We start from the raw sequence: 18,939 nt of genomic DNA, 5'->3' as shown, positions 1-18,939 counted from the left end.
AGTCGGCGGGCGCGTCGAACGGGTCGCGGTCGAGGAGGGCGACCGGGTCGAACAGGGCAGCCTCCTGGCGCAGATCGACGCTTCGCAGAACCGCGACCGCCTGCGCCAGGCCGACGCGCGTCTGGCGCAGGCACGCGCGGATCTGGCGAGGCTGGTCAACGGCAATCGTCCGCAGGATATTCGCCAGGCCGAAGCGCGCGCCGCCGCCGCCCGGGCGGCGCTCGAAAACGCCCGCAACGATTATCGAAGGCGCCAGGCCCTGGTCGAAGAAGGTGCCATCAGCCACGCCCTGTGGGACCGGACGGTTGCCGATCTCCGGCGCGCGGAGGCGCAAGCGGCCGAGGCAAGCCAGGCTCTCGCGCTGCAACGCGCGGGGGCGCGCGACGAGGATATCGCCGCGGCGCGCGCGCGGGTGGAGGCGGCGGAAGCCGAGCGGTCGAGCATCGACACCGATCTTGGCGATACGCGGCTGGTCGCACCGGTCGACGGGACCGTCGTGACCCGCGCGATCGAACCGGGCAGCCTCGTGCAGCCGGGGGCGACGGCGTTCACCATCGCGATCGATCGCCCGCTGCGGGTTCGTGCCTATGTCGCCGAAACCGACTTGTCGCGGATTGCCCCGGGGATGGGGGTGGAAATCCGGGCGGACGGCAACCCGAAGGTCTATCGCGGCACGATCGGCCATATTTCGCCGCGCGCCGAGTTCACGCCGAAATCGGTGGAAACCGAAGATCTGCGAACCGATCTCGTCTATCGCATCCGCATAACGGTCGCCGCGCCCGACAACGCTCTGCGTCAGGGGCAGCCGGTAACCGTCACTGTGCCGGATGCGCGGCCCGCGGCAACGGATTAGGCCGTGGATACGATCGTCGCCCGCGCGGAAGGTCTGACGAAGCGTTTCCCGGGTGCACAGGCGCCCGCGCTGGACGGCATCTCGCTGACCGTCGAGACCGGCGGCGTCACCGGTCTGGTCGGGCCCGACGGTGCGGGCAAGACGACCCTGATCCGCATTCTCGCCGGCCTGATGGCTCCGGACGGGGGCACGGTGGAGGTCCTGGGCGGGAAGCCGGGGAGCGACCTCGAGAATCTCGGCTATATGCCGCAACGCTTCGGCCTCTACGAAGATCTCTCGGTCATCCAGAACCTCGATCTCTACGCCGACATGCGCGCGCTGGAGAAGGGCGCGCGCGCCGCGACTTTCGAGCGGCTGCTCGACTTTACCGATCTCGCCCGGTTCCGGCAGCGACTGGCAGGCAATCTGTCGGGCGGCATGAAGCAGAAGCTCGGACTCGCCTGCGCGCTGGTGAAGACACCGCGTCTGCTGCTCCTCGACGAACCGGGGGTGGGCGTCGATCCGATCTCGCGCCGCGAGCTGTGGTCCATGGTTCAGCAACTGACCGGCGAGGGTATCGGCGTGTTGTGGTCGACCGCCTATCTCGACGAGGCGGAGATGTGCGATACGGTCTACCTGCTGAACGAAGGCGCGCTGATATTCGACGGCGATCCCGCCGATCTGACGGCATCGGTCGGCGACCGGGTGGTCCGCCTCACCGGATTCGCGGAGCGCCGGCGCAAGGTGTTGACCGGCATGTTGGACCGCGATTGCGTGATCGACGGGACGATTCAGGGCCGGTCGGTACGGCTGTTGCTCGACGCACCCGGCGCGCTCGACGCGGAGCGGGGTTTCGAAACGGCGCCGGCGACGCCCCGGTTCGAGGACGGGTTTATCGAGCGGCTGGGAGGCGGCCCGAAGGGGACCAGTCCGCTTGCCGAGGCCTATCGCACGATTCCGGCCGACTGCGGCCCCGCGATCGAGGCCCGGGCGCTGACCAAGCGGTTCGGCGACTTCACCGCCGCGCACGAAGTCTCGTTCGAAGTGCCCTATGGCACGATCTTCGGGCTGCTCGGCCCCAACGGTGCCGGGAAGTCGACGACCTTCAAGATGCTTTGCGGGCTGCTGACCCCCACTGCCGGCGACGGCGCCGTGGCGGGTCACGACCTGCGCACCGCCGGCGGCCGGGCGCGCGCGGCGCTGGGGTATATGGCGCAGAAGTTCTCCCTCTACGCAGAGCTGAGCGTGGCCCAGAATCTCGACTTCTTCGCCGGCGCTTACGGGCTTGGCGGAGCAAGGGCGCGGGCCGCGATCGAGCGGGTGGTCGACGTCTTCGAACTCGGCGACCGGATGAAAGCCGACGCCGGGACCCTGCCGCTCGGTTTCAAGCAGCGCCTGGCACTGGCCGCGGCTGTGATGCACGAACCGCCGGTCCTGTTCCTCGACGAACCGACGAGCGGTGTCGACCCGGTCACGCGGCGGGAATTCTGGATGCATATCAACGGCCTGGTGGAAAAGGGCGTGGCCGTTCTGGTCACCACCCATTTCATGGAAGAGGCCGAATACTGCGACGCGATCACGTTGATCTATCGCTCGGAGCAGATCGCCAGCGGCACGCCCGACGAACTCAAGGCCCAGGCCGCCGCCGCCGGCGAGCTGGAAGATCCGACGATGGAGGACACGTTCATTGCCATGATCGAGGCGAGCGACGTCGCCCGCGACGCCGCCGCAGATCGCGCGGCATGACCGGCCGGCTGTCGATGCGGCGGCTGGGCGCCCTGACGGTCAAGGAAACGGCCCAGATCGTGCGCGATCCCTCGACCGCGCTGATCGCGATCGTGCTGCCGGTCCTGCTGCTGTTCCTGTTCGGATATGCCGTGAATCTCGACAGTTCGAAGTCGCGCATCGGCCTGGTGGTTCATGGCACGAGCGCGGATGCGCACTCGCTGGCCGGCGCGTTTCGCGCCAGCCCTTTTTTCGAAGTGACTTCCGCTCACACCGTGGCTCCGCTGAAGGCGCGGCTGGTCGCGGGCGAACTGCGCGGTATCGTGGTCATCCCGGAAGATTTCGGCAGGGGCCGCGCGCGGGGCGCGGCCCCGCCGATCCAGATCGTCGTCGACGGGTCGCAGCCCAACGTGGCGAACTTCACCCGCGCTTATGCCGAAGGGGTGCAGCGCACCTGGGCGGCCAACGAAGCCGCTGCCGAAGGCCGAACCGCTGCCGCGCCGGTCGAGCTGTCGCTGCGCTATTGGTACAATCCGGCGCTCGCCAGCCGGTTCTTCCTTGTCCCCGGTGCGATCGCGATCGTGATGACGATGATCGGCACGCTTCTGACCAGCCTGGTCATTGCCCGCGAATGGGAACGCGGCACGATGGAGGCGATGATGGCGACGCCGATGCGGATGACTGAATTTCTCGCCAGCAAGATCGTGCCCTATTTCGTGCTCGCGCTGCTCTCGATGGCGATATGCACGGCCCTTGCGCTGATTGCCTTCGGCGTGCCCTTTCGCGGATCGGTGGCGGCGCTGCTGGCGATATCGGTTGCCTATCTCATGCCTTCGCTGGGCCAGGGGCTGCTGATTTCGGCGGCGACCAGAAACCAGTTCATCGCCAGCCAGGTGGCGCTTCTGACCGGGTTCCTGCCCAGCTTCATGCTGTCCGGGTTCCTGTTCGAAATCGCGTCGATGCCGCGCGCGATCCAGCTCATCAGCTATGCCGTTCCGGCGCGATATTTCATTCCCGGCCTGCAGACCGTGTTCCTGGTCGGGGACGTATGGGCGCTGCTGCTGCCGCGGATCGCAATCATGCTGGCATTCGGCGCGCTGTTCTTTGTCCTGTGTTTTCGCATCACGCGGCGGAGCCTCGACCGATGAGCGCGCTCAGGGCCGTCGTGATCAAGGAATTCTGGGCGCTGCTGCGCGATCCCCGGGGGCGCATCACGCTGGTCGTTCCGCCGCTGTTGCAGCTGCTGATCTTCAGCTTCGCCGCGACGCTGGAAGTGCGGAACGTCGACATCGGCGTGCTCGACCGGTCGAGCGGCGCGGCCAGCAGCGAGATCGTGTCGCGCCTGGCCGGCAGCCCGAATTTCGCGCGGATCGTGCGGCTGGAATCGGCCGCCGCTCTCGAACAGGCGATCGACCGGCAGGAGGTGATCGCCGCGCTGGTCATCGACGGCGATTTCGACCGGTCGCTGGCGCGCGGGGAAAGCGCGACGGTCGGCGTGGTGCTCGACGGGCGCCGTTCGAACGCGGCGCAGATCGTCGGCTCCTACGTCGCCCAGATCGCAGGCGAGGCCGGGGCGGAGCTGCGTCCCGACCGCCCGCCGCCCTCCGCGCCCGCGGTCACGACGAACTGGTTCAATCCCAACCTCGAATACCTGTGGTTCAACCTGCCCAGCCTGATCGTGATCATCGTTTCCATCGCCGGCCTGTCGATCACGGCGCAGGCCGTCGCGCGCGAGCGCGAGCTGGGGACGTTCGATCAACTCATGGTCAGCCCGCTCACCGTCCCGCAGATCCTGATCGGCAAGATGCTTCCCCCGTTTGCAGTGGGCGTGGTCAACGGGACGGTGTTTCTGATTCTGGCGCCGCTGGTCTTCGGCGTGCCGTTCACCGGTTCGCTGGCGCTCTTCTACCTCGGGCTCGTCGCCTATCTGCTCGCAGTGGTCGGGATCGGGATGTTCGTTTCCGCCCTGTCGAAGACGCAACAACAGGCGTTCCTCGGCTCGTTCGTGGTGACGGTGCCGGTGATCCTGCTGTCGGGCTTTGCCAGCCCGATCGAAAACATGCCCGGCTGGCTGCAGACCGTCACATATGCAAATCCGGCGCGATACTTCCTCGATATTTCGCTCGGCCAGTTTCTCAAGGCGCAGCCGGCCGACGTCGTCTTCGCCGACTTGTGGCCGCTTGTCGCGATCGCGGCCGTTACCCTGACGGCATCCGGCTGGCTGTTCCGCGCGCGCATGGAGTGACCCGATGATACGCACGTTTCCCCTGTTCGCCGCCGGTTCGTTCCTTGCCGGTTGTGCCGCGGTGGGGCCGGACTACGAGGCGCCGGCCACCGCAGTGACGGACGCATGGATCGAGCCCGTTTCGGCCGGGGCGGTCGATCCGGCGTGGTGGCGGCAGTTCGGCGACGAAGGCCTGACCGCTCTGATCGAACGTGCGATGGCCGGTTCGCCGACCGTCGAACAGGCCCGGGCGCGGCTCGCCGAAGCGCGCGCGAACCGCGACGCCGTGGTCGGCCGCCGGCTGCCCGAAGTGGGTGCGCAAGCCGCCGCGACCGAAAACCGCATTGCCGAGAACGGGCAAATCCCGGTGGGCCAGGTCCCCGGCTTCGATCCGCGTTTCAGCCTGTTCGACCTGGGCTTCGATGCGAGCTGGGAAGTCGATCTGTGGGGCCGGCGCACGCGCGAAGCACAAGGGGCCGAAGCCCGGGTGGGGGCGGCCGAGGCGGGCCTGCACGACGTGCTGGTCGTGCTCGGGGCGGAGATCGCCCGCAGCTATATGGACTTGCGCGAGGCGCAGGCATCGATCGCGCAAGTCGCCGCCAGTGCCGGGGCGCAAGGCGAACTCGCGCGGCTGACCACGCTTCGCTATCGCGCGGGCGAGAGCAGCAAGCTCGATGCCGATCGTGCCGCGGCCGAAGCGGCAGTGGCGGAGCAGCGTCTGGCCGACGTCCGCGCCCGCGAAAGCGCGGCCGCCTATCGCCTGGCGACTCTGGTGGGCGAACCGCCGGAAGCGCTGGTGCCGATGCTGCGCAACGACGGCCCCGTTCCGGCAAGCCCGGAGACGATCCTGGTCGGCGTGCGTTCGCAGCTCCTGCGGCGGCGCCCCGACGTTCGGATCGCCGAGCGCGAACTGGCGGCCGCCGTTGCCGACGTGGGCGTCGCCACTGCCGACCTGTTCCCGCGCTTCTCCCTGGTCGGAGGCATCGGGACGCAATCGCGCGCCGCCGGCGACCTGTTCGGATCGGAATCGCTCCGCTTCTCCCTAGGTCCGACGTTTTCGTGGCCGATTTTCTCGGGCGGCCGCATCCGCGCGCAGATACGCGCCGCCGACGCGCGCGCCGATGTCGCCGCTGCACGCTACGAGAATGCGGTGATCGAAGCGCTGGCCGACAGCGAGAGCGCAATCAATCGCTATCTCGAGGCGCAGAACGCCGAAGCCGCCGCCGCCCGGGCCCTGGCCGCGCAGCGCGAGGCTTTCGCTCTTGCGGAGCGGCGCTTTGCCCTGGGAGAGGATGATCGCCTTTCGCACGAGCGGGCGCGGCTGGAGATGCTGGCCCGGCAACAGGCGTTCTCGCAGGCGCGGGCGGACACCGCTCGCGCCGCAATCGGCGTCTTCAAGGCGCTCGGCGGCGGCTGGCGCGCCGGGGCGGAAAGTGCGCCGGGCCCGGCGCATCGCGGCCCGCAGGACTGACAGCCGGTCGGAGCGGCAGAGGTTCGTGGCCCTGCGCGATTGCCCTGCGCGATTGCCCTGCACGATTGCGATGCGGCGGCCGCCTGCGCGCGGCGAAGGGCGATATCGTCGCCGCGCATTCCGGGAACGTCCCGGGCGGGCGCGGCATTTCATCGCTCGTGGCCGAAACGAAGACTCTCGACGACTTTCTGCAGCTTTGCGTGTGGGATCTGGCCGCCGGCGCGCGCCTGCTCGCCCGCCGCACGCCTGCGGTGGCGGACAAGGCGGACGAGCCCGCGCTGCGCCATTCGCTCGGCCAGCTGCGTTCCGAAGCGGAGACATGCGCCGATCGCCTGTTCGCGACCACCGGAGAGCGTTCGGGGCCGGAGAACCTGTGGATGGCGGGCATTCTCGACGATGCGGAGCGCGATACGCGCACGCTTCCGGTCGGGCCCCTGCTGGATCTGGCCATCGTCGGTGCGATCCGCAAGGCGCTCCAGGCGCAGCGGGCCTCGCTCGACACGGCGCAGGTCGTGGCGCGGCAACTGGCGGATTCGGCTGCAATCGCGACGCTCATGTCTTGCCGCGAGGCGACCGAAGCGCGCGACCGGGCGCTTTTCGACCTGCTCGGGCCCCTGGCTCGAACGGCCGGGGGTGCGGCCGGGCCGGGCGGTGCATGACGGCCGATTGGGATTGACCGCGCGCCTGCCCGTCCGCATTGACTGGCGGCATGGATGCCCTGGCCCGTCTCGAATACACGATCGCGCAGCGGCGCAGTGCCGATCCCGATGCCAGCTACGTCGCGCGGCTGCATGCCCGCGGCCTGCCGGCGATCGCGCGCAAGGTGGGCGAGGAAGGGGTCGAGGCGGCCATTGCCGCCCTGTCCGGTTCGCGCGAGGAGCTGGTGGGCGAGGCGGCCGATGTCCTGTTTCACCTGTTGGTCCTGCTCTCCGCGCGCGATATCGCGTTTGCCGACGTGCTCGCCGAACTCGACCGGCGCGAGGGGGTTTCGGGCCTCGACGAAAAAGCTGCCAGGAGCGAATGATGCCGATCGACGCGACCCAGCCTTACGACGACGAGAATATCTTCGCGAAGATCCTGCGGGGCGAAATCCCTTCGACCAAAGTCTACGAGGACGAATGGGCCTATGCCTTCGAGGATATCAATCCCCAGGCCGCGATCCACACGCTCGTGATCCCCAAGGGCAAGTACGTGAGCTGGGACGATTTCAGCACCACGGCCAGCGACGCCGAAATCGCCGGCTTCGTGCGCGCGGTGGGCAAAGTCGCGCGCGACAAGGGGCTGGTGGAGCCGGGCTATCGCCTGCTGGCCAACCTGGGGCAGCACGGGGGGCAGGAAGTGCCCCATCTCCACGTTCATATTTTCGGCGGCGAGCCGCTGGGGCGGATGATCGCGAAATAGGCACGGGCTGCGGTTTCGATTGCCCGCCGAGTCCCGCTTCCGCTAAGGCCCGCGCCACGATGACGTTGCGTCCCACCCCGCCCGACGGCCTGATCGACGGCACCCGGCATCTCTATGCCGTGCGCGCCTATTACGAGGATACCGACCTGTCGGGGGTGGTCTATCACGCCAATTACCTGCGCTGGTTCGAGCGCGCGCGGTCCGATCTGCTGCGCCGGCTGGAAATCGACCAGCGCGCGGCGATCGAAGCGGGGGAGGGGGCCTATGCCGTCGCCGATCTCGCGCTCCGCTATCTGCGCCCGGCCAGGCTCGACGACGATATCGTGATCGAGACCCGTTGCACCCAGCTTCGTGCCGCGAGCTGCCGCATGCACCAGCGCGCGCTGCGCGGCGAAGACCTGCTTGCCGTGGCCGACCTCCGGGTCGGTTTCGTCGCCCCCGACGGCCGCCCGCGCCGCCAGCCCCGGGCGTGGCAGGATGCCTTCAAATCCCTCCTCTCCAGCGAAGAAGAACCGCAATGATCCTATCGCAACTCGCGGCGGCGACGCCCAACCGGCTCGATCCGGTGCAACTGTTTCTCGATGCCGATATCGTGGTCCAGCTCGTCATGGTCGGGCTGATCGCGGCGAGCATCTGGACCTGGATGATCATCGTCTCGTTCTCCCTGCGGATGGGCGGCGTGCGCCGCCGCGCGACCGCGTTCGAGGCCGATTTCTGGCGGACCGACGATTTCGACGGGTTCATGCAGCAACATGCCAAGCGCAACGTGCCGATCGCGCGCATTGCGGGCGCCGGCATGGCCGAATGGCGCCGCTCGACCAAAGGCGGGGTGAAGGACCGCGAGGGCCTGCGCGACCGGGTCGCGATGGCGATGGAAGGGCAGGTGGCGGAAGAGGCGGACGAACTGGCTCAGCGGCTCAATTTCCTGGCCACCGTGGGCTCGGTGGCGCCGTTCGTCGGCCTGTTCGGCACGGTCTGGGGCATCATGAACAGCTTTTTCCAGATCGGCGCGCAGGAATCGAGTTCGCTCGCGGTCGTCGCGCCGGGCATTTCGGAGGCGCTGTTCGCCACCGCGATCGGGCTGTTCGCCGCGATTCCCGCAGTCATCGCCTATAACCGTTTCAGCCATGCGGTGAACGCGTTCGAGGCGCGCCTGCAACGCTTCGCCGACCGCTTTCACGCCAGCCTGAGCCGCGAACTGGAGCGCATGTAGCATGGCGATGGGACTGGCCCGGACCGGACGGCGCGCGCGCGGCAGCCGCCGCACGCCGATGGCCGAAATCAACGTAACGCCGCTGGTCGACGTGATGCTGGTGCTGCTGATCATCTTCATGGTCACCGCCCCGATGCTGACCGCCGGGGTGCCGGTGGACCTGCCCGACAGCCGAGCCAACGCCTTGCCGCAGGACCAGCAGGAAGTGACCGTTTCGATCACCGGCGACGGCACGATCTACCTCGACGACAGCCCGCTTGCCCCGGGCGAGTTGCCCGACCGGCTGGCCAATCTGGGCTGCGGCGCGGGTGCCGGCCGGCAGATGACGCTGCGCGCCGATCGCTCGCTCGACTACGGGCGCGTGATGGCCGTGATGGGCGAGCTGAACCGGGCCGGGTGCAACCGGATCGCGCTGGTCACGCATGGTTCAGTTTCGGCACCATAGCTGATTGGCGAGATGGCAAGCGTCGCCCTGACTTCCGAAGAACGGATCGGCCTCGGCATTGCCGTGGCGCTGCATGTCGCGCTCGTCGCCATGTTGTTGTTCCAGCCGCGCGCTTCCGACCCGCCGCCGATTCCCGAACGCATGGTCGTCAGCCTGGCCGAGGATGTCGGCCCGGTGTCCGTCGCGCCGGACCCGGTGGCCGAAAGCCGCGCGGCAATCGCGCCCACGCTCAACGAACGCCCGGCCCCCGCGCCGCCGCTGGAAATCCCGCCCCCGGCGGAGCTGGAACGCCCGGCTCCACCCGAACGACCGCGGCCACGCGAAGCCGCGCCGCAGCGCGAGGCACCGGCGCGCGAGGAGCCGCGGCGCGAGCGGCCCCGGCGCGAAAGCCCCCCGCAACGCAGCGAACCGCAGCGCAGCGGGGGCAGCCGGATCGGCAGCGATTTCCTGGGCGGCGCCGGATCGAGCACGACGACCGAGGAAACGCGCATCCCGGCGAGCCAGATCGGCGCCAGCGCCAGAGCCTCGCTGATCCAGGCCATCACCCGGCAGATAAAACCGCACTGGTCGGCTCCGCAGGGGGTGGACGCCGACCAGCTGGTCACGGTTCTTTCCTTCCGCCTCAACGAAGACGGGAGCCTTGCCGGCACCCCGCGCGTTGTGAGCCAGTCGGGCGAAACGGCCGCCAACCGACCGCAGAAGGCGCTCCATGCCGAACGGGCGATCCGCGCGGTCCAGCTGGCGGCACCGTTCGACTTGCCGCCCGAATACTATAACGCCTGGAAGTCCATCGACGGCGCCAGATTCGACAGGAACCTTTCGCGATGAAACCGATCCTAGCCTTCTTCTCGCTTGCTCTTGCCACGGCCCCCGCGGCGGCGCAGGAGCCCCCGCCGACCGCCTCGGCCAGCGATCTCGGCGCTCCGGTCCCGACCGGGGGCGAAGTCGAGACGATCGAGCAGAGCGAGGCGCAGGACGGCGGCCTGACTTTTACCGTCACCGACGAAAGCGAATGGCAGGATCTCGGCATTGCGATCCCCGGCTTCGCCACCGATCGCGACGCGCCCACTCCGGCCAATTCCTCGGGCACGGCGGCGCTGGGCAAGGAACTGGCGCGGGTCGTGTTCAACGATCTGAAGAACAATGGCCTGTTCCAGCCGGTCGGCCCGGATTCGCTGCCGCAGCCGACTTTCGCGCAGATCACCGCGCCCAACTGGCCGACCTGGTCCAGCCGGGGGGCGGAAATGCTCGTCCACGGTTACGTCCGCGCGCGGGGGGACGGGAAGCTGGTGGTCGGCTGCTATCTCTACGACATGGCGCTCAAGAGCGAACTCGTGCGCGAAGGCTGGGTCGTGCCGCCCGCGGACTGGCGGCGCGCGGCGCACAAGTGTGCGGACCTCGTCTATTCGCGCCTGTCGGGCGAGGATCCGTTCTTCGACAGCCGCATCGCCTATATCGCGGAGACGGGACCCAAGGATAACCGGGTCAAGCGCCTTGCGATCATGGATTCGGACGGGGCGAACCATCGCTTCATCACAACCGGGCGCTCCACCGCGCTCACCCCGCGCTATTCGCCCGACTATCGCAAGCTGCTCTATCTCTCCTACGTCGACGGCAATCCGCGCATCTACGTCTACGACATCGGTTCGGGGCGGCAGACGCTGGTGACCGAAAACAGCAATCCGACGATCGCCCCGCGCTGGAGCCCGGACGGGCGCTGGATCCTCTATTCGATGGCGGTTGCCGGCAATACCGACATCTACCGCATCTCGGCCGAAGGCGGGCCCAGCGTGCGGCTGACCAATGCACCCGGCATCGATATCGGCGGGTCCTATTCGCCCGATGGCAGCAAGATCGTGTTCGAAAGCGACCGTTCGGGGTCGCAGCAGATCTACGTCATGGACGCCGACGGTTCGAACCAGCGCCGGCTCACTTTCTTCGGCGGGCGCGCGGCGACGCCGGAATGGAGCCCGCGTGGCGACCAGATCGCCTTCACCCGCATCGCGGGCGATTTCAACATCGCGGTGATGACCCCGGACGGGCGCAACCTGCGCACGCTGACCAATGGCTGGCAGGACGAGGCGCCGACCTGGAGCCCGAACGGCCGCATCATCCAGTTTTTCCGCACCGAGCGCGGCTCGGGGCGGACTTCGCTCTGGCAGGTGGATCTCACCGGCCGTAACGAAAGGAGATTGCCGACGCCGGTCGATGCGTCGGACCCGGCCTGGGGACCGATTCTCCCCTGAGTGCATTCTTTGAAGTGTCGCCCTTTGGTGGGTCGTTGGGGTCGCAACCCGATCTTGGCATGAGGAAACGCCGATGAAACTACGTTTTGCAACTGTCGCCCTTCTCGCCGGAACCGTCGCGCTTGCGGCCTGCAAGAAGGAGCCGCCCGAATCGCTGCCGCCCGAACCGGCGCCCACCACCAGCGCGCCGACCGCGCCGGCCCAGCCCTCCGGCCCCGTTCTCGGCACCCAGGCGCATTTCGAGAATGCGGTTAACGGGCAGAACGTGATCTATTTCGATACCGATCGCTACAATATCGACAGTGCGGACATGGCCGCCTTGCAGACGCAGGCGCAATATCTCGCGCAGTATCCGAACATCTCGATCACGGTCGAAGGGCATGCCGACGAACGCGGCACGCGCGAATACAACCTCGCCCTGGGCGAGCGCCGCGCGAATGCGGCGAAGAACTATCTGGTCAGCCTGGGCGTTGCGGCCAATCGCATCCGCACGGTGTCCTACGGCAAGGAACGCCCCGTCGCGCTCGGCTCGAACGAGAGCGCATGGGCACAGAACCGGCGCGCGGTCAGCGTGGTGGTCAACTGATGCACGACCGGTCGCGCCCGCCGCACGGGGGGCGCGACCGTTTCGTTCAGTTCAGGCCGGTCAGAACCGCGAACGGGATGGGCGCCGGCGCGCCTGCGGCAGTGCTCGCCGGCGGCTCGAGGCCGGAAACGAGCGCGAACAGCGCCATGACAAGGACGCTCACCGTGGCGGAATAGGTCAGTTGCCGGCTCATTCACGCGAATCCCATCGTTGCGTCCTGCACCCATAGCGACCGAAGATGAACGCCATGTTGCAGTGCAGCATTTTTCTCGCAACTTCAATGGCCGCGCTTCCAACCGGGCGCAACCATCCCTAGACTGACCCCGATGACAATCCGACAAACGCATATCGGGGGTGTGGTTTGAGCCGCGCCCGCCGATCTCTCGACTGGGGTTTCCCGCGCTGGCGCGGCTATGGCTCGGCGCGCGAGGCGACCACGGTGCGCCTGTGCGACCGCCACGGGTGCGAGGAACCGGGCGACTGCCCCGCGCCCAAGGCGCCCCACAGCCCCGACCGCTGGTATTTCTGCCAGCGCCACGCGGCCGAATACAATTCGCGGTGGGATTATTTCGAAGGACTCGACAAGCTGGAGAAAGAGGAGCGCGCACGGGCGGAGCGCGCCGAGAATGCCGGCTATGCCGAGGCGCAGCATTATGGCTGGGGCGGCAGCGGCGACGGATCGCGCTCGGCCGACGAGATGCGCGCGCTCGACCTGCTGGGGCTGGAGGCGGATGCCGATTTCGCCGCGGTGAAGAAGGCCTACCGCAACCGCGCCAAGGAAGTGCACCCCGACGTCAAGCCCGGCGATGCCGAGGCGGCGAAACGATTCCACGCACTGCAACTCGCCTACGAAGTGCTGCGCAAGGCGGAAGAACGGCGCGAATGGCAGGGGTAGCCACCCGGAACCGACGTTCGATGCCCCACCCGTCGAAAGCGAAGCTGGCCAATGGCCGAATGCGGTCAGGGGGCGTAGACGCATAAATCGGGCGGCAGAGATCGGACGACGGCTTTCGTAGATTGAATCAGCGGTCTCTTGAGCCCCCAACCCTAAGGGCGATGACGCCTGCGGTAAGGACAACCGCCAACATTGCCGCATTGTGAAGGTACTTGGGCAAGGGCGCTACCTCGCCAAGAAGCGGGAAATAGGTGAAGGCAAGCACACCACGGCTGAGCAGATAGCCGAGTGCCACGGCTGCAGAGTGCCGGGGTGTCCAGACAAATCGCATCCTCAACCGGATGATCATGGCGAGGATTAGGATCGTCGAACCCAGCCCCACCACCACGCCGAGCCAATCCTCCCCAGCGAAATTGCTTAACGCAGCCACAGGGAACGTCACCGCCAGCACCACAAGAAGGCTCACACGACGGGTTGGTGTTGACCGGGCACTCTTATCGATGCGGCCAATCAGGGCGGCCGTCAGAAAGCATGCTGCGACTAGAAGCCAAGAAACAATCAGTTGGGCCTGAGAGGCACTTTGCGACTCCGGGTCAAACATTATCAATGCAGCCGATCCCACGTAGAAAACCGCTGCAACGATTATGCCGAAGGGACGCAGCCAAGGCGTTTCCGCACGCTTTGGCCACCAAGCTTCCGCTATTGCGATGGGGCCGGCGTAGCTGAAGATGACATGGCCGATGATGAAGTTGTAGGCATTGTGTGCGCTGATGCCGAACTCTGGGATTAAGGTGGCCGACCGGCTCTCTTCCCAGCCGGCATATCCGTGGTACTGCTCGGCAAACATGGACTGGTCGATAATGCAGGCCTGGAGAACACCCAGAGCGGCACAGAGCAACAGCAGGGAAGGCCAGCCCCATCCCAAGCGCCGGGCAAGTTCTCGCACGAGCAAGGCGGGCGCCCCATAAAGGGCCATGAAAAAGATCAGGTTGAACAGGACGGCGCCGATGTTGCCAGTGCTATCGGAGTATGCGGTCAGCAGCTCCGCGCTGACAGCACAGAGAGCTGCCAAAGCCAAGACCTGGGCGCTACCGAGAATCCAGATTTTCCCGGTCATTCGACTCTCTGGCTCTGCTCCCATTGAGCACATCATCATTCCGGTCGAAACGTGTGGCGCAGCAATGACTGCATTCGGCGTTCGGTGCAATGTGACTGAACGACAAAGATGTTGTCGCTTTCCGCCATTCGACATTCATGAGTTCGCGACCCAGGCCGATCGGCGATTGACGTCGTCAGTCCAGAGGCATCGGCGCCGGGCGGTTCCCGGCCCATGCCCGGATGGGGCCGCAGAGCAGCAGGCCGGCGACGAAGCCGCCGAGATGGGCCTCCCATGCGAGGCCGAAGAAGTCCGAACCGAGAAGCAGCGGGATGGCGAACAGCGCGACCAGCGGCAGATGGAGCTTGATCCATTCGGCGAACGCGCGGGCCATGGCGGGGCTGGCGAGCGAAATCGGCTTCCCGTGCGGATCGGGCTGACGCATCAGGAAGCCGAGCAGGCCGAAGATCGCGCCCGAGGCGCCGAGCATCGGGATCTCGCTCGCGGGGTTCAGGGCCAGCCACAGGGCCATGCCCGCGATCCCGCATCCGAAGAACAGGGCGAAGAACGCTGCCGCGCTGCGCAGCGTCAAGGGGCCGAGCCGTTCCGTGACGGCCGGCGCAAGCGCGAACAGGGCCACGAGATTGAACCCGATATGCATGAGGCCGGCATGGGCGAACATGTGGGTCACGATCAGGTGGTAGCGCCCTTCGGCAAGGCGCGGCCCCGAGACGGCCCACTCGCCCATCCCGCCTTGCGTCCATGCAAGGGCGAGGAACGCGGCAATCATCGGTATCGCGAGGATGAGCGGGGGGATCAGCAGCCGACGCCGGGCCGCCTCTTCGCCATAGGCCGCTTCGCGCGAAAGCGGATCGCCTTCCGGTTCGGGATCGACAACGCGCATTGACCCTGTACCTCCGTGCCCTGCCGCCCCGTGACGGGATCAGCCCAGCCGCGCCGCCAGCGCCGCGGCCAGGCGTTCGCCCAGTTCGGGGCCCTGCTCGGGATAGAGGTAGGGTTCGATCAGTTCGGCTTCCATCACCGCCAGCTCGCCCGACGGCAGGCGAACCATGTCGATGCGCGTATAGAGCAGGTCGTCGAACGGCAGCGCGGCAAGCACCTCGGCCGCGCGGGCAAGGTCTTCCGCGCCGGGGAAATAGAGCGCCTCGGTCCCGCCGAACAGCGACTGTATGCGGTATTCCCCCTTGGCCGCGCGCTTGTTGACCGCGTGGGAAAAGGCCCCTTCGACGAAGACGAAAGTGAACTCGCCTTCCTCCAGAATGGCGGGCAGGAACGGCTGGATCATCGCCGCGCGGCCCATTGTCCAGCCGCTATCGGGCAGGGTCTCGCGAGTGAAGCTGTGCTGCCCCTCGCCGCCCGCGCCGATCCGCCGCTTCACCACCACCCGGTCGGTGGCGAAAGCGTCCATTGCCGCAGCCACCTCGGCCCGGCCGGGATTGTCTTCCCAGATCGTCGGCACGATCGTCGCGCCCGCCTCTTCCAACTCGCGCAAGTACCACTTGTCGAGGTTCCAGCGGACCGCGGCGGGCGGGTTGTGGACTTTCACGCCGCGCGCCTCCAGGTCTTCCAGCCGGGCGAGGAAGGCGTCGGCCCGATCCTGGTAATCCCAGGACGTGCCGATCAGGACCGCGTCGAACGGCGCGAAGCGATCGACCGGCGCACGCCAGTCGATCTCCACGAGGTCCATCCCGCGCGCGGCGAGGGCGGGGCGCAGCGCCGCGACTTCGAGATCGTGCTCGAACGCGTCGGCGCGCCGCGGCCCGTCGCCGGGCAGAGTCTCGGCACAGGCGAGGAAGCCGACTTGCGCCATCAAACGGCCTCGAGCGCCTGGTCGAAATCGCGGATCAGGTCGTCCGCATCCTCGATCCCGATCGAAATGCGCACGAGATTGTCCGAAATGCCCAGTTCCGCCCGGCGCCCTTCGGGGACCGAGAGGTGGGTCATCGAGGCGGGATGGCTGGCGAGCGTTTCGGTCCCGCCCAGGCTGACCGCGAGCTTGGCGACCTTGAGCGCGTCGAGGAAGCGGAAGCATTCGGCCTCGCCCCCGTCGATGAACAGCGAGAAGGTCGACCCCGCGCCGAAGCAGTGCCGCTGATAGATGTCCTGCTGCCGCGCATCCTTGATCATGCCGAGATAGCCGAGGCCGACCACTTTCGGATGCCCGGCCAGGAATTTGCAGACTTTGGCCGCGTTCTCGCCCGCGCGCTGCATCCGCAGCTCGACCGTTTCCAGCGAGCGGAGCAGCATCCACGCGGTGTTGGGATCGGCGATCCCGCCCATCGTGTTGCGCAGGGCGCGGACCGGGTCCATCCACTTCTTCGCCCCCGCGACGCTGCCGGCGACGAGGTCCGAATGGCCGCCGACATACTTGGTCAGCGAATAGGCGACGATGTCCGCCCCGTTGTCCAGCGGCCGCTGCCACAGCGGCCCGAGGAACGTGTTGTCGATCGCGATCGGCGTCACCTCGCCGTCCAGCGCGGCATCGCGCGCGTCGCGCACGGCCTCCACATCGACCAGGGCATTGGTCGGGTTGCCCGGGCTTTCGAGATAGATCATCGCGACTTTGCCGCCCTGCGTCTCGGCCTGGGCCTTGGCACGGGCGAGCACGTCGTCCAGCTCCTCGCGCGTCGCGCCGGCGGGGAAGTCGACATAAGTCACGCCGAAGCGCGACAGGACTTTGGCGACGAACCCCTCGCTCGCGGCATAGAGCGGGCCGGAATGGACGATCACGTCCCCGGCCGAGACATAGGCGAGCATGAGGATGCAGATCGCGGTCATCCCGCTGGAGAACGAGAGCGCATCTTCCGCCCCGTCCCAGATCGCCAGCCGGTCCTCCAGGATTTCCTGGTTGGGGCCGTTGAAGCGCGAATAGACCAGGCCCTCCGCCCCGCCGGGGCGCAGGCCGGTGATCCCTTCGAAATGGCGCTTGCCCGCCGCCGCGCTTTCGAAGGCGAACGTGCTGGTGAGGAAGATCGGCGGTTTCAGCGAACCTTCGGACAGGGCCGGGTCGTACCCGTGGCCCATCATCAATGTGCTGGGTTTGAGCTGCCGCCCGTCGATCCGGGTCGGTTCGGGCTTGGGATTGCGCCGCGGGGTGGGCTTGTCGGTCGAATCGATCGCGTCGGGCATGGGAATGTCCTTCCTTGCGTCACGCTCCCAGGAAGGCAGGAGCCGATAGGGCGACCGCGCGGCGCCCGTTCCTAACCTCCGCAGGAACGCATCTCCGCCCGGTGCCGATAGCGGCATCGCGAATACTCCCGCGCCCGAGCGGTTTCAACTCGCTCGCACATGGGGATTTAGGCGACGAGCGCCGCCATGCCCCATACGCACGCGACGATCAGGAAGATCCCCGCCAGATCGAGCAGCACGCCGGCGCCGACCATGCGGGTGATGCGGATGTGGCCGGTGGACCAGGCGATCGCGTTGGGGCCGGTTCCGGCGGGCAGCATGAAGCCCCAGCTGGCGGCGAGCGCGGCGGGCATGGCCAGCAGGATCGGATCGGCCCCCAGCGCGACGACCAGGCTGGCGACGACCGGGACGATCGCGCTGGCCGTGGCGACATTGCTGGCGAATTCGGTCACCAGCACGACCAGCGCCACGATGGCGAGCGCGATCGCCACCAGCGGCAGCGCCTCCAGCGGCAGGAGCGCCCGGCCCAGCCAGTCGGCCAGCCCCGATGCCTGCATCCCGGCGGCCAGCGCCAGGCCGCCGCCGAACATCATGATGACGCCCCAGGGCGCGCGGTCGGCTTCCTTCCACAGCAGCATCGGCCGCCCGGTCCCGTCGGGCAGGACGAACAGCACGAGCGCGGCGATGATCGCGATGGTGCCGTCGGTCCACGATCCGGGCGGCAGCAGCGGGGCGACCAGAAGCTGCGTCAGCCAGGCGAGAAAGGTGATCGCGATCACCGGCACCAGGCGCTTTTCCGCGCTGGTCCAGGGCGCACGGTCGTCGATCGCCGCGCGCGCGGCGGCAACGTCGAACGGATGGTCCGCCACGCGCTGGACGCGGCCGACGATCCACGCGGCCAGCGGCACGCCCAGCAGGACGACCGGCACGCCGTAGAGCATCCATTGCGCGAAGGTGATCCGCATCCCCGTCATCGTGTCGATCAGCGCGACCGCGATCCCGTTGGTCGGCGATCCGACGATCGTGCCCAGCCCGCCGATACTGGCGGCAAAGGCAATGCCCATCGGCAGCGCGCCGGCCAGCCCCTCGCTGTCTTCCGCCGGCAAGCCGCCGCCGGCGAGCACGGCCAGCGCCATCGGCATCATGATCAGCGCGGTCGAAGTGTTCGAAATCAGCATGGAAAGCAGCGCCGCGCTGACCATGAAGGCCAGCAGAAGGCGCGAGGCGCCACCCTTGCCGCTGCCGCCCACGCTTTTCAGGATCGCCAGGCTCAGCCGCCGGTGCAGGCCGGTGCGCTCGATCGCCAGCGCGATGAAGGCCCCGCCCAGCAGGAGGAACAGGATCGGTTCGTAATAGGCGCTGGCCGCTTCCTTGGCGGTCATGATCCCGGCCAGCGGCAGGACCACGAAAGGCATCAGCGCGGTGGCGGTCAGCGGAATCGCCTCGGTCATCCACCAGGCGGCCATCAGCACGACCAGGCCCGCCACGATCATCGCCTCGCGCGGCATTCCGCCGGGCAGGGGCGCGATCGTGCTCCCCGCCAGGGCCACGGCCCCCAGTGCCAGCCCGATACGCTGTGCGCTCAATCCCCGCTCCCCTCGCGTGCCCCGCGTTGGCCGGGGGCGCTTTGTCCTTGCCGCGCAGAGTGCAGGGCG

General features: G+C 67.8%; 21 protein-coding genes (1 of these 21 running past the window's edge). 15 read left to right on the top strand and 6 right to left on the bottom strand.

Annotated elements, in window-relative coordinates; translation table 11 throughout:
• The 14 genes from V5F89_RS00540 to pal form a co-directional block, all read left to right on the top strand.
• On the top strand, nt 1–853 hold the 3' portion of the coding sequence (locus V5F89_RS00540; RefSeq protein ID WP_338446325.1) for an HlyD family efflux transporter periplasmic adaptor subunit. It extends 155 nt beyond the left edge of the window; only the last 853 of its 1,008 coding nucleotides appear in the window; its start codon lies off the left edge, out of view; it ends in the stop codon at nt 851–853.
• A gap of 3 nt (nt 854–856) precedes the next feature.
• Nucleotides 857–2,578, top strand: a complete 1,722-nt coding sequence (locus V5F89_RS00535) for an ATP-binding cassette domain-containing protein (protein WP_338446324.1) — start codon at nt 857–859, stop codon at nt 2,576–2,578.
• Complete coding sequence (locus tag V5F89_RS00530; RefSeq protein ID WP_338446323.1) at nt 2,575–3,705, top strand: ABC transporter permease; 1,131 nt, start codon at nt 2,575–2,577, stop codon at nt 3,703–3,705. The genes V5F89_RS00535 and V5F89_RS00530 overlap by 4 nt, the downstream gene beginning before the upstream one ends.
• Nucleotides 3,702–4,802, top strand: a complete 1,101-nt coding sequence (locus V5F89_RS00525) for an ABC transporter permease (RefSeq protein WP_338446322.1) — start codon at nt 3,702–3,704, stop codon at nt 4,800–4,802. Before V5F89_RS00530 ends, V5F89_RS00525 begins: the two co-directional genes overlap by 4 nt.
• Nucleotides 4,803–4,806: 4 nt before the next feature.
• Entirely contained in the window at nt 4,807–6,252 is a 1,446-nt protein-coding gene (locus V5F89_RS00520; RefSeq protein ID WP_338446321.1) for a TolC family protein, read from the top strand.
• Nucleotides 6,253–6,410: 158 nt separating this feature from the next.
• On the top strand, nt 6,411–6,911 hold the full coding sequence (locus tag V5F89_RS00515; protein WP_338446320.1) for a DUF892 family protein: 501 nt from the start codon (nt 6,411–6,413) through the stop codon (nt 6,909–6,911).
• A gap of 50 nt (nt 6,912–6,961) precedes the next feature.
• Entirely contained in the window at nt 6,962–7,276 is a 315-nt protein-coding gene (locus V5F89_RS00510; protein ID WP_338446319.1) for a phosphoribosyl-ATP diphosphatase, read from the top strand.
• Nucleotides 7,276–7,653: a histidine triad nucleotide-binding protein gene (locus tag V5F89_RS00505; protein ID WP_338447590.1), complete on the top strand. Its 378-nt coding sequence runs from the start codon at nt 7,276–7,278 to the stop codon at nt 7,651–7,653. The genes V5F89_RS00510 and V5F89_RS00505 overlap by 1 nt, the downstream gene beginning before the upstream one ends.
• Nucleotides 7,654–7,712: 59 nt before the next feature.
• Nucleotides 7,713–8,174, top strand: coding sequence for a YbgC/FadM family acyl-CoA thioesterase (locus V5F89_RS00500; RefSeq protein WP_338446318.1), 462 nt, complete (start codon nt 7,713–7,715; stop codon nt 8,172–8,174).
• Nucleotides 8,171–8,866, top strand: a complete 696-nt coding sequence (gene tolQ / locus V5F89_RS00495; RefSeq protein WP_338446317.1) for a protein TolQ — start codon at nt 8,171–8,173, stop codon at nt 8,864–8,866. Before V5F89_RS00500 ends, tolQ begins: the two co-directional genes overlap by 4 nt.
• A gap of 1 nt (nt 8,867) precedes the next feature.
• Nucleotides 8,868–9,311 carry a biopolymer transporter ExbD gene (locus tag V5F89_RS00490; RefSeq protein ID WP_338446316.1) on the top strand — a complete coding sequence of 148 codons (444 nt, stop codon included), beginning with the start codon at nt 8,868–8,870 and terminating at the stop codon, nt 9,309–9,311.
• Between the two features lie 12 nt (nt 9,312–9,323).
• Entirely contained in the window at nt 9,324–10,139 is an 816-nt protein-coding gene (locus V5F89_RS00485) for a TonB C-terminal domain-containing protein (RefSeq protein WP_338446315.1), read from the top strand.
• Nucleotides 10,136–11,557, top strand: coding sequence for a Tol-Pal system beta propeller repeat protein TolB (gene tolB, locus V5F89_RS00480; RefSeq protein WP_338446314.1), 1,422 nt, complete (start codon nt 10,136–10,138; stop codon nt 11,555–11,557). The genes V5F89_RS00485 and tolB overlap by 4 nt, the downstream gene beginning before the upstream one ends.
• A 73-nt stretch (nt 11,558–11,630) precedes the next feature.
• Nucleotides 11,631–12,143 (top strand): peptidoglycan-associated lipoprotein Pal, encoded by a 513-nt coding sequence (gene pal / locus V5F89_RS00475; RefSeq protein WP_338446313.1) that lies wholly within the window; start codon nt 11,631–11,633, stop codon nt 12,141–12,143.
• Nucleotides 12,144–12,189: 46 nt separating this feature from the next.
• On the opposite strand, the gene V5F89_RS00470 is transcribed toward pal, so the two are convergent.
• Nucleotides 12,190–12,336 (bottom strand): hypothetical protein, encoded by a 147-nt coding sequence (locus tag V5F89_RS00470; RefSeq protein ID WP_338446312.1) that lies wholly within the window; start codon nt 12,334–12,336, stop codon nt 12,190–12,192.
• Between the two features lie 168 nt (nt 12,337–12,504).
• Here V5F89_RS00470 and V5F89_RS00465 point away from each other — a divergent pair, with 168 nt between their 5' ends.
• Entirely contained in the window at nt 12,505–13,038 is a 534-nt protein-coding gene (locus V5F89_RS00465) for a J domain-containing protein (protein ID WP_338446311.1), read from the top strand.
• Nucleotides 13,039–13,165: 127 nt separating this feature from the next.
• On the opposite strand, the gene V5F89_RS00460 is transcribed toward V5F89_RS00465, so the two are convergent.
• The 5 genes from V5F89_RS00460 to V5F89_RS00440 form a co-directional block, all read right to left on the bottom strand.
• Nucleotides 13,166–14,155 carry a hypothetical protein gene (locus tag V5F89_RS00460; RefSeq protein ID WP_338446310.1) on the bottom strand — a complete coding sequence of 330 codons (990 nt, stop codon included), beginning with the start codon at nt 14,153–14,155 and terminating at the stop codon, nt 13,166–13,168.
• Between the two features lie 175 nt (nt 14,156–14,330).
• Entirely contained in the window at nt 14,331–15,038 is a 708-nt protein-coding gene (locus V5F89_RS00455) for a rhomboid family intramembrane serine protease (protein WP_338446309.1), read from the bottom strand.
• A gap of 39 nt (nt 15,039–15,077) precedes the next feature.
• Nucleotides 15,078–15,965 carry a hypothetical protein gene (locus tag V5F89_RS00450; RefSeq protein WP_338446308.1) on the bottom strand — a complete coding sequence of 296 codons (888 nt, stop codon included), beginning with the start codon at nt 15,963–15,965 and terminating at the stop codon, nt 15,078–15,080.
• Nucleotides 15,965–17,284, bottom strand: coding sequence for a cystathionine gamma-synthase family protein (locus V5F89_RS00445; RefSeq protein ID WP_338446307.1), 1,320 nt, complete (start codon nt 17,282–17,284; stop codon nt 15,965–15,967). Before V5F89_RS00445 ends, V5F89_RS00450 begins: the two co-directional genes overlap by 1 nt.
• Before the next feature lie 167 nt (nt 17,285–17,451).
• On the bottom strand, nt 17,452–18,870 hold the full coding sequence (locus tag V5F89_RS00440; RefSeq protein WP_338446306.1) for a DASS family sodium-coupled anion symporter: 1,419 nt from the start codon (nt 18,868–18,870) through the stop codon (nt 17,452–17,454).
• Nucleotides 18,871–18,939 lie beyond the last annotated feature (69 nt).

This window comes from Pelagerythrobacter marensis (assembly GCF_036700095.1).
Taxonomy (GTDB): Bacteria; Pseudomonadota; Alphaproteobacteria; order Sphingomonadales; family Sphingomonadaceae; genus Pelagerythrobacter; species Pelagerythrobacter marensis_A.
This window is presented reverse-complemented; position numbering and strand designations above follow the sequence as displayed.